Raw genomic sequence first — 8,388 nt, 5'->3', positions numbered from 1 at the left:
GCCCGCGGGGGGGGGGGGGCTTGCCGCGCAGTTCCCCGCGCCCCCAGGATCTGGGGCTGCCGAGCCAGAACCTGCGCCCGAGTCGGGGGAGCCCGAGCCAGGGGAGCCCTGGGACGGGGCGGGTGAGTCTGTTGAGGTCGGGGCGGGGGCCTCGGGAGCCTTCATGTGGCCCGCCAGCCACAGGAGTTCGGCCAGTTCTACCGAGGTCGGGGCCGGGCCGGTGCCGGCCTCCGCCAGGACGTCGGCCAGGCGGGCGGCGCCGGTGTGAGCGCCGGAACCGGTGTCGGCGCCGGTGGTGGCGTCGGCACCGGTGCCGGAACCGGCGTCGGCCTCAGAAGGCATCCGATTCGTCCCCCGTACGGCTCAGATACGGCATCAGCTGCTCCGCAAGGTCGTCGCGCGACGACGCGTCGATGCCTGCCGTGCCCGTGAGGTAGATGGCGTTGAGGAGTTGGTCCGTGGCCAGCTCGCCGTCCGTCCCCCGGGACAGGAAGCGGTCGATCAAGTCCCGTGCGTGCGCGTCGGGTTCGCCCAGGTGGGCGCGGACGATGCTCTCCAGGTGGGCGGCGCGGGGCTGGTGGAGTTCGAGGCGGACACAGCGGCGGAGGAAGGCGGGCGGGAACTCGCGCTCGCCGTTGCTGGTCAGGACCACGAAGGGGAAGGCGCGGCAGCGGACACGGCCGCGCGAGAGCTCGACCCGTTCGTCCGTGCCGTCGACCATGACCTCGGCGGAGGGCGTGTGCCGGGCGGCGCGGACCAGCTCAGGGATCTCGTACTGGCCCTCCTCCAGGATGTTGAGGAGGTCGTTCGGCAGGTCCAGGTCGCACTTGTCGATCTCGTCGATCAGCAGGGCGCGCGGACGGCCGTACGGAAGGAGCGCCGTGCCGAGCGGGCCGAGGCGCAGATGGTCCTGGAGCCCGCCGTCGGTGGGGAGTTCATCGTCCAGCGGTACCTCTCGTGCGGCGGCGCGTCCTGCCGCGTACAGGCGGGAGAGCGGATCGTACTGGTAGAGGCCGTCGTGGAGCGTGGCGCGGCTGGTGATGTTCCAGCGCAGGACGGGGCCGAGGCGCAACTCCCGCGCCACCGCGTACGCGAGGCTCGACTTGCCGCTGCCGGGCGGGCCCGTCACGAGGAGCGGGCGGCGCAGGTACAGGGCGGCGTTGACGAGTTGGACCGCCCGGTCCGTGGCGCGATAGGTACGGGCGCGGTGCCGACGGTCCGGGGAGGTCGCCGAGGCGTCGTCGCCCTCGGCGGGAGTCTCCAGCTCCGGGCCGCCGTCGAAGGCACGCCAGGGTGGTGGCGCGGGCAGCTCGGCGATGCCGTCGTGCGGTTCGCTCGTACCCGTGTAGACGGGCCACAGGGACATGGTCTCTCCGAACGTGTTCCGTGTTCCGTTGTGCGTTCCGTGCTTCAGTCGACGGCTTCGGGCCGCCGTTCATCAACCGATTTCCAGTGGCCTCCTCGACGGCCTTCTCAGCCAACGGGGTTGTGCGCGTAGCCGACGGGGTCGGGGAGGCAATCTGGGTCCTCCCACAGCAGTGCCAGGTCGTGCGCCCAGTGCGGTTCCGCGGTGTCGGAGGCGTACGCCGTCTCGCGCAACTCATGCACGTACTGCGGGAGTTCGTGAGCCGGCAGGTCCGCCAGGTGTTCGGCGAGGCGGTCCAGGAACTCCGAGCCCGGGCAGTCCGCGGGCCGCCCGCACCGGTGCTCGCCCCGGCAGCCGGAGCGCGGCCACAGCATCACCGGCACCGCCGCGTTCAGGCTCGCCTGGAACAGCCGTCTGACCCCGTCGGCGCGGGGCGGCGTACCGAAGCCCACCATGTCGGCGTCGCGGCGCAGGTCGATGGTCAGTTTCACCTGGTCCTGGCCGACGGCCCAGCAGTCGATCCGGTGCAGCCGGGCCGCGGGCCGTGCGTCCAGGGTCCGCCACTTCTGTCTCAGCTTGTGCTGAAGACCACCGCTGCGCCGCCGCTCCAGGTCCATCACGACGAGCGGAGCGAAGGAGCCGAGCGGGCTGTCGTCGTCGGCGCTGCGCTTCCAGCGCGCCACGTCCGCGTTGAGCCAGCGGCGCGGCAGCACGAAGGCAATCAACTCCCGGGCTCCCGGCTCCAGTTCGTGGAAGGCCTCGTCGATGCGCTGCAGCGCGTACGGGCGCACGCGGTCCACCGGGAGGCGGCGGGAGCCGACCACTCGGCGGTGCCGGTCGTTGTACGCGGACACCTCGACCAGGAAGTCCCGGTTGCCGGAGCCGCTCGGGGCGATCTCCACGAGGATCGGTGACCAGGTGTGTGCCGTGGAGCTCGGGCGGGGCGTCGCGGGCGCGTGTGCGGGGGCCGGGGTGCGGTGGGCCTGTGGGTGCGGCCAGCTTCGTACTGCGGCACGGAGTCGGGTGTCGTCCACGAAGTCGGCGAGGCGGGATGCGAAGCGGGGGGTGGCGGACGGGTCCGGTACCTCTGAGAGGAGGTACCAGGCCGCTGCCCATAGGGAGCCGAAGCCGTGTGGGGGGAGCGGGGGGCCCAGGGGGCCGACCGCGTCGAGGTACAGCCGTTCGGGGCTGCATTCCGGAGTGCCGGGGGTTCGGTTGTGTGTCTGCTGCGGGTGCGTGGGGGCTGGGCGCGCAGTTCCCCGCGCCCCTGTCGGGGCAGCCCCCTCCGCTGCCTCCAGCAGGCGGCGCAGGCGTTCCTTCTGGGGCTGGTCGTAGTCCGGTGTGGGGATCAGGTCGCCGAGGCGGGGCCAGTAGCGGGCCATGATCTGGGTGGGGAGCATGCGGCCGTTGCGGATCTCGGGGCTGCGGGCGGCGGCGGAGACCATGCCCACGACGCGGCCGGTCTCCGCGAGGGTCACCGCTGCGCCGCTGAAGCCGGGGGCCAGCGGCTGGCCGTGCGCGGCCCACGCCTCCAGCTGGACCCACTCGCCGGCGATCAACTGGTCGGCGGTGGCCCGGTATTCGGCGAGCGTGCCCTCGTCGTACCGCTTCGGGAAGCCGTACGCGAGGAGCCTGCGCGGGGGATCCCCGTACGCGTCGGACGGTGTCGCGAACTCCGCCGGCTTCAACGAGACCGGGCGCTCCAGTTCGAGTACGGCCAGGTCGCCCGGGTCGGTGTCACGGCTGTCCCAGCCGCCGTGCGCGATCACCTGGGCGGAGACCTCTCCCTCTCCGCCGTGTGCGAAGGACACGACGACCGGGGCCGTGTCGCTGTGCGCGACGACATGGGCGCAGGTCAGGACGTGCTGCTCGGTGACCAGGAAGCCGGCACCGGTGTCACGTCCGCAGTTGATTCTCGCGTGCCAGGAAGCGCTGCTCATGAGACCGGGGTGGCCTCCGGGGAGCCCGGGGCGGGCTCGGGCGAACCTTCGGACCCGCCGGAGGGCCCACCGGGCGACCAGGAGAGCTTGACGACGAGATGGCCCTCGACCGCGCTCTTGGCGATCAACGCGCCCGCCTCCGCGGTCAGTTTGACCCCGAACTCGATCTCCACGGAGTCGGGCTTCAGCGAGCCGTCCCGGAAGACGCGGAGTGCCGATTCGGCGGCCGCCCGCACCCCTTCCAGGGAGCCCTCGAACGTACGGGCCGCCTGGACCGTGCCGTCCGCGCGCGCGACCAGCCGGGAGCCGGACTCGTCCTCGACGCCTTCGACGACGATCACGGCACCGTCGTCGGTCTTGAACTCCACTAAACCGTCCATGGTGTGGCAGAACCCCCGTTGTCCGTGACTGCTGACCCCCCATTGTCACGGACGGTACTTGGCGCTGTCGCGGTTTCCACAGGTCGTACACCGGCTCTATGGCGGAAAACCGCCAGGGCAGCTTTCCGCCAAGTCCGGTCGGCACCGCCGCAACACCGGCCCCCCGAGACTCGTCGCAGCACCCGGGCACCACCCCGGTCCGAGAAGCATCCGCGAAGAACCCGCGATGAATCCGAGAAGAGAGAGGTACGGATGACCAGAGGATCCGCGAGACGTGGGGCGGCGCTCGCGTCGGCCGGGCTCGTGCTCGCCCTGCTGCCCACGGGCGGGGCCGAGGCACAGGACGCCGAGGCACAGGACACCGGAACCCAGGCCCGTACCCGCGCCGCCTCCGCCGCCCGCACCGTCACCCTCGTCACCGGCGACAAGGTGACCGTCACCGACCTCGGCGGCGGCCGGAAGGCGGTCACCGTAGAACGGCCGCGGGGTGCCACCGGAGCCGTCCGTACGCAGACGGCGAACGGCGCCGTCACCGTCGTACCGGACGAGGCGCTGCCCTATCTGCGTGCGGGCACCCTCGACCAACGGCTGTTCGAAGTCGACGAGTTGATACGGCAGGGCCTCACGGACCGGAAGACCGGCGAACTGCCGCTGATCGTCACGTACGAGAAGGGCGCGCGCGTGGCCACTCCGCGCGGGGCCGAGAAGACGCGCGGGCTGCCCAGCGTCCACGGGGCGGCTGTCGACGCCGACAAGGGGCGGACGTTCTGGCGGGCGCTGACCCGGCAGGACGGGATCGACAAGGTCTGGCTCGACGGCCGGGTCCGCGCCGACATGGCCGAAAGCAATGCCCAGATCGGTACGCCGGAGGCGTGGGAGGCGGGGCTGACCGGCAAGGGCGTCACGGTCGCCGTGCTGGACACGGGGGTGGACGTCGGCCATCCCGACCTCGACGGGCGGGTCTCCGCTACCCGGAGTTTCATCGAGGGCGAGGAGGTCGCCGACCGCAACGGCCATGGCACGCACGTCACTTCGACCGTCGGCGGCAGCGGCGCCGCGTCCGGCGGCAAGGAGAAGGGTGTCGCGCCCGGCGCCACGCTCGCCGTCGGGAAGGTCCTCAGCGACCAGGGCTCGGGCAGTGAGTCGCAGATCATCGCGGGCATGGAGTGGGCCGCGCGGGACGTCGGCGCCGAGGTCGTCTCGATGAGCCTCGGGTCGACCGAGCCCAGTGACGGCACCGACCCCATGGCCCAGGCCGTCGAGACCCTCTCGAAGGAGACCGGCGCCCTCTTCGTCGTGGCCGCGGGCAACACCGGCGCCCCCTCGTCCATCGGCTCGCCCGGCGCCGCCGACTCCGCGCTGACCGTCGGCGCGGTCGACTCCGCCGACGAGGCCGCGTACTTCACCAGCGCGGGCCCGCGGTACGGCGACAACGCCCTGAAACCCGACCTGTCCGCCCCGGGCGTCGGCATCCTCGCCGCCCGCTCCCGTCTCGCGTCCGGCAGCGGCGACTACACCGCCATGAGCGGTACGTCGATGGCGACACCCCATGTCGCGGGCGTCGCCGCACTCCTCGCCGAGCGGCACCCCGACTGGACCGGCGCGCAGCTCAAGAACGCCCTGATGTCGACGTCGAAGCAACTAGACGCGTCCGCGCATGTCTTGGGGGCCGGGCGAGTGAGCGTGCCGGAGGCCGTGAAGGCCGACGTCACCGCCACGGGAAGCGCCGATCTGGGCTTCTACCAGTGGCCCTACGAGTCGAACGAGCCGGTCACCAGGACCGTCGCCTACACCAACGCCTCCGACACGGCAGTCGAGTTGAGCCTCGCCGTGCGGGGAGCGCCCGACGGGATCGCGACACTCGCCGACTCCACGCTGACCGTGCCCGCGCACGGGACGGCCTCCACGACCGTGACCGGGGACGGCGGCAAGGCCCCGGTGGGCAACACCAGCGGGCAGATCGTGGCCTTGGCGGCGGACGGCACGACCGTCGCGCACACCGCCTTCGGCCTGGTCAAGGAGGAGGAGCGGTACACGCTCACCGTCCACGTCAAGGACCGTGCCGGGGACGCGACCGCCGCCGACCTCGTCGTGCAGCGGCTCGCCGAGGGCGTCGACCCGTTCCCGGCCGCGGTCGGTGACTCCGGCACGGTGGAACTGAGACTGAGGCCCGGCACGTACAGCCTGAACACCTTCCTCGACGTACGCGGCAGCCGTGGCGCCGACTCGCTCGGGCTCGGCTTCCTGGCCGCACCCGAGATCGACCTCGACCGGGACCGCGAAATCACTCTGGACGGACGCAGGTTGAGGGAGGTCGCGGCCCGTGTCGACCGGCGCACCGAGACCCGGCAACTGCTCATGGAGTACGACCGCGCGGCCAACGGCTCGGACCTCTTCGGGGCCGTCCAGGTGCCGGTCAAGTACGACAGCGTCTTCGCGGCACCCACGGCGAAGGTGACGAAGGGCAGCTTCGAGTACCGGACCGTGTGGCGGCTCGGGAAGCCGATGCTGGAGGTCAAGGGGGTCGGGGAGGCCGTCGTCCAGCCCGGGAGCACGCTCGTCGAGGGGCGCCGCAAGCTGCCGCTCGTCGATGTCGGCACCGGGGAGTACGGCGGAAAGGACGTACGCGGCAAGGCCGTTCTCGTCCGGATGAAGGACGGCGCGGTGCCCTCGGAGATCGCACAGGCCGCCCAGGACGCGGGCGCCGAGGCCCTGTTCGTCACGGACGACGTGCCCGGACGGCTCAACGCCTGGTTCGGCACCGACGACAACGCCGACCGGCCGCTCCAGATCGCCACGGTGAACACGGCGGACGCGGCCCGCCTGCGCGCGGCCAGGAAGGCCGAGACGAACGGGACCCGCAACACGCCCTACACGTACGACCTTTCGGAAGGGCATCGGGGGAGCATCCCGGCCCGGGATCTGACGTACGAGCCCTCGCGAGGTCAACTCGCCGTGCTGGACACCAGGTTCCATGCCGTGAAGCCCGTGTCCGGAAGCGAGTTCCGGTACTCGCTCACCGACGACTCCTTCCCCATCGGCATCGGCTTCCAGGAGCGGATCGACTTCCCGGCCGAGCGCACCGAGTACGTGTCCACCGGCCCCGGCCAGCTGTGGCACGAGTCCGTCAACGTCGGCGCCGGGGACCTGGAGGAGCGCAGCGGGCTCGTCCGCTACCGCGGGGGCACGCATCCGGACCTCGACTGGTTCCGGCCCGTCTGGCAGCCGTGGCTCGGCTCCGGGCTCGGCTGGGGGCAGCAACGGGCTGGCGGCCGGCTGCAGTTCAACACCCCGGGCTGGGGCGACTCCGGGCCCGACCACACGGGCTTCGGCAACGTGTGGAGCGACGAGACCGGCATGACCCAGTTCACCGAGGTGTACCTCGACGGGGAACTGGTCGACCGGCGGATGAGTTCCGGCGTCCACGTCTCGGAGGCCCCCGCGGACGAGCACACGTACAAGGTCGTCACGGACACGACGCTGGACGCGGACCGCTGGAAGCTCTCCACCAAGGGCCACTCCGAGTGGACGTTCCGGTCGGCGGCCACACCCGAGGACCGCTGGACCGTACTGCCGCTGCTCAACCTCGGCTTCGACGTCGACACGGACCTCGCGGGGAACGTGCGGGGCGGGAGCCGGCTGCCGGTGGGGATCCACTCCTCGTACGTGGCGGGCGCGACCGGCACCGGCGCCACGGGGACCATCGGCGGCGGCAAGCTCGAAGTCTCCTACGACGACGGGAAGTCGTGGCGGACGGTACGGCTGTCCGAAGCCGACTCCGGTTCGGCCGGGGCTGTCTGGAAGGGGACGGTCACCGTGCCGCGCGGCGCGGAGTACGTGTCGCTGCGGGCCTCGGCGAGCGACGACCGGGGTGGCTCGGTGACGCAGGAGATCGTCCGGGCGGTGGGCGTGCGGTAGGCACGGACCGTACGGGCGCGGACGGCGCCGCCTCCCCCTGGGGTCGGGAGGCGGCGCCTTCGTTCCTGGAACGTGCCTGCTATGGCTGGGACTTCAGTGGTTCCACGATGCCGCGCACGACACCGAGGTCAACCAGGTCCTGCGGGCGGATGCGGAGTTGGTCCGCCGTGGCGCGTACCTGCTCCGGTGGCCGCTTGAGGATGGCTGCCGCGAGCTCGGGGGCGATGACGGAGAAGTAGCTGTCCGGCGTGGCCCAGGTGTTGTCCGGAGCGGCGAGGGCCAGCGCGCCGCCCGAGCCGCCCTCGCCGATCAGCAGCGTGGTGACGGGTGTTCCGGCGGCGGCCACGGCTTCGAACACGTCCGCGATCGCCGCGCCCGCGCCCTGCCGCTCCGCCTCCGCGTCGTTGGCGGCACCCGGGGTGTCCACCAACGTCAGTACGGGAATGCGGAGTCGGTCCGCGAGCCGGATCAGCCGGGCGGCGGTGCGGTAGCCGGCGGGGCGGGTGGCGGTGCCGGTCTGGGCGGCGTAGGCGACGGTACGGCCGCCGTCCTTCAGTACGCCGAACCCGCAGAGCATCCCGTCGTCCGTGCCGCCGCAGCGGTCGCCGCTGATCTCCGCGCGACGGGCAAGGTAGGCATCCAAGTAGGCGGTGGCGCGGGGGCGTTGTGAGGAACGGGCGTTGCCCACGGCCTCCCAGCCGGTGGCCGGCAGGTCGGTGTCGGCCAGGGCGGGCGGGGGCGGGACCGGCTCGGCCGACGGGCGGCTCAGCAACTGCAGCCACAG

The 8,388-nt window shown here is 72.3% G+C and carries 5 protein-coding genes; 1 reads left to right on the top strand and 4 read right to left on the bottom strand.

The window, feature by feature from the left end; genetic code table 11:
- Positions 1-331 precede the first annotated feature (331 nt).
- The 3 genes from O3Q52_RS43535 to O3Q52_RS43525 form a co-directional block, all read right to left on the bottom strand.
- On the bottom strand, positions 332-1,366 hold the full coding sequence (locus tag O3Q52_RS43535) for a MoxR family ATPase (RefSeq protein ID WP_269654055.1): 1,035 nt from the start codon (positions 1,364-1,366) through the stop codon (positions 332-334).
- 107 nt (positions 1,367-1,473) lie between these two features.
- A complete protein-coding gene (locus tag O3Q52_RS43530) occupies positions 1,474-3,306 on the bottom strand; it encodes a trypsin-like peptidase domain-containing protein (RefSeq protein ID WP_269654054.1) in 1,833 nt (610 codons plus the stop codon).
- Positions 3,303-3,686: a CU044_2847 family protein gene (locus O3Q52_RS43525; protein ID WP_269654053.1), complete on the bottom strand. Its 384-nt coding sequence runs from the start codon at positions 3,684-3,686 to the stop codon at positions 3,303-3,305. Before O3Q52_RS43525 ends, O3Q52_RS43530 begins: the two co-directional genes overlap by 4 nt.
- Before the next feature lie 252 nt (positions 3,687-3,938).
- On the opposite strand from O3Q52_RS43525, the gene O3Q52_RS43520 reads away from it, so the two are divergent.
- The gene (locus O3Q52_RS43520) at positions 3,939-7,604 is read left to right on the top strand and encodes a S8 family serine peptidase (protein WP_269654052.1); all 3,666 of its coding nucleotides are present in this window, start codon (positions 3,939-3,941) and stop codon (positions 7,602-7,604) included.
- Positions 7,605-7,683: 79 nt separating this feature from the next.
- On the opposite strand, the gene O3Q52_RS43515 is transcribed toward O3Q52_RS43520, so the two are convergent.
- Positions 7,684-8,388 (bottom strand): carboxyl transferase domain-containing protein (locus tag O3Q52_RS43515; RefSeq protein ID WP_332112998.1); only part of this gene is annotated, 705 nt, incomplete at its 5' end.

Origin of the sequence: Streptomyces sp. ActVer (assembly GCF_027270795.1) — a bacterium.
Lineage (GTDB): Bacteria > Actinomycetota > Actinomycetes > Streptomycetales > Streptomycetaceae > Streptomyces > Streptomyces umbrinus_A.
Note: the sequence above shows the minus strand (reverse complement) of the source record. Positions and strands in the feature narration are given on the sequence as shown.

What these genes read in the sequence shown, in the direction of transcription:
- O3Q52_RS43525 (WP_269654053.1), bottom strand. Translation starts at nt 3,686, where the DNA reads ATGGACGGTTTAGTGGAGTTCAAGACCGACGACGGTGCCGTGATCGTC.
- O3Q52_RS43530 (WP_269654054.1), bottom strand. Translation starts at nt 3,306, where the DNA reads ATGAGCAGCGCTTCCTGGCACGCGAGAATCAACTGCGGACGTGACACC.
- O3Q52_RS43520 (WP_269654052.1), top strand. Translation starts at nt 3,939, where the DNA reads ATGACCAGAGGATCCGCGAGACGTGGGGCGGCGCTCGCGTCGGCCGGG.
- O3Q52_RS43535 (WP_269654055.1), bottom strand. Translation starts at nt 1,366, where the DNA reads ATGTCCCTGTGGCCCGTCTACACGGGTACGAGCGAACCGCACGACGGC.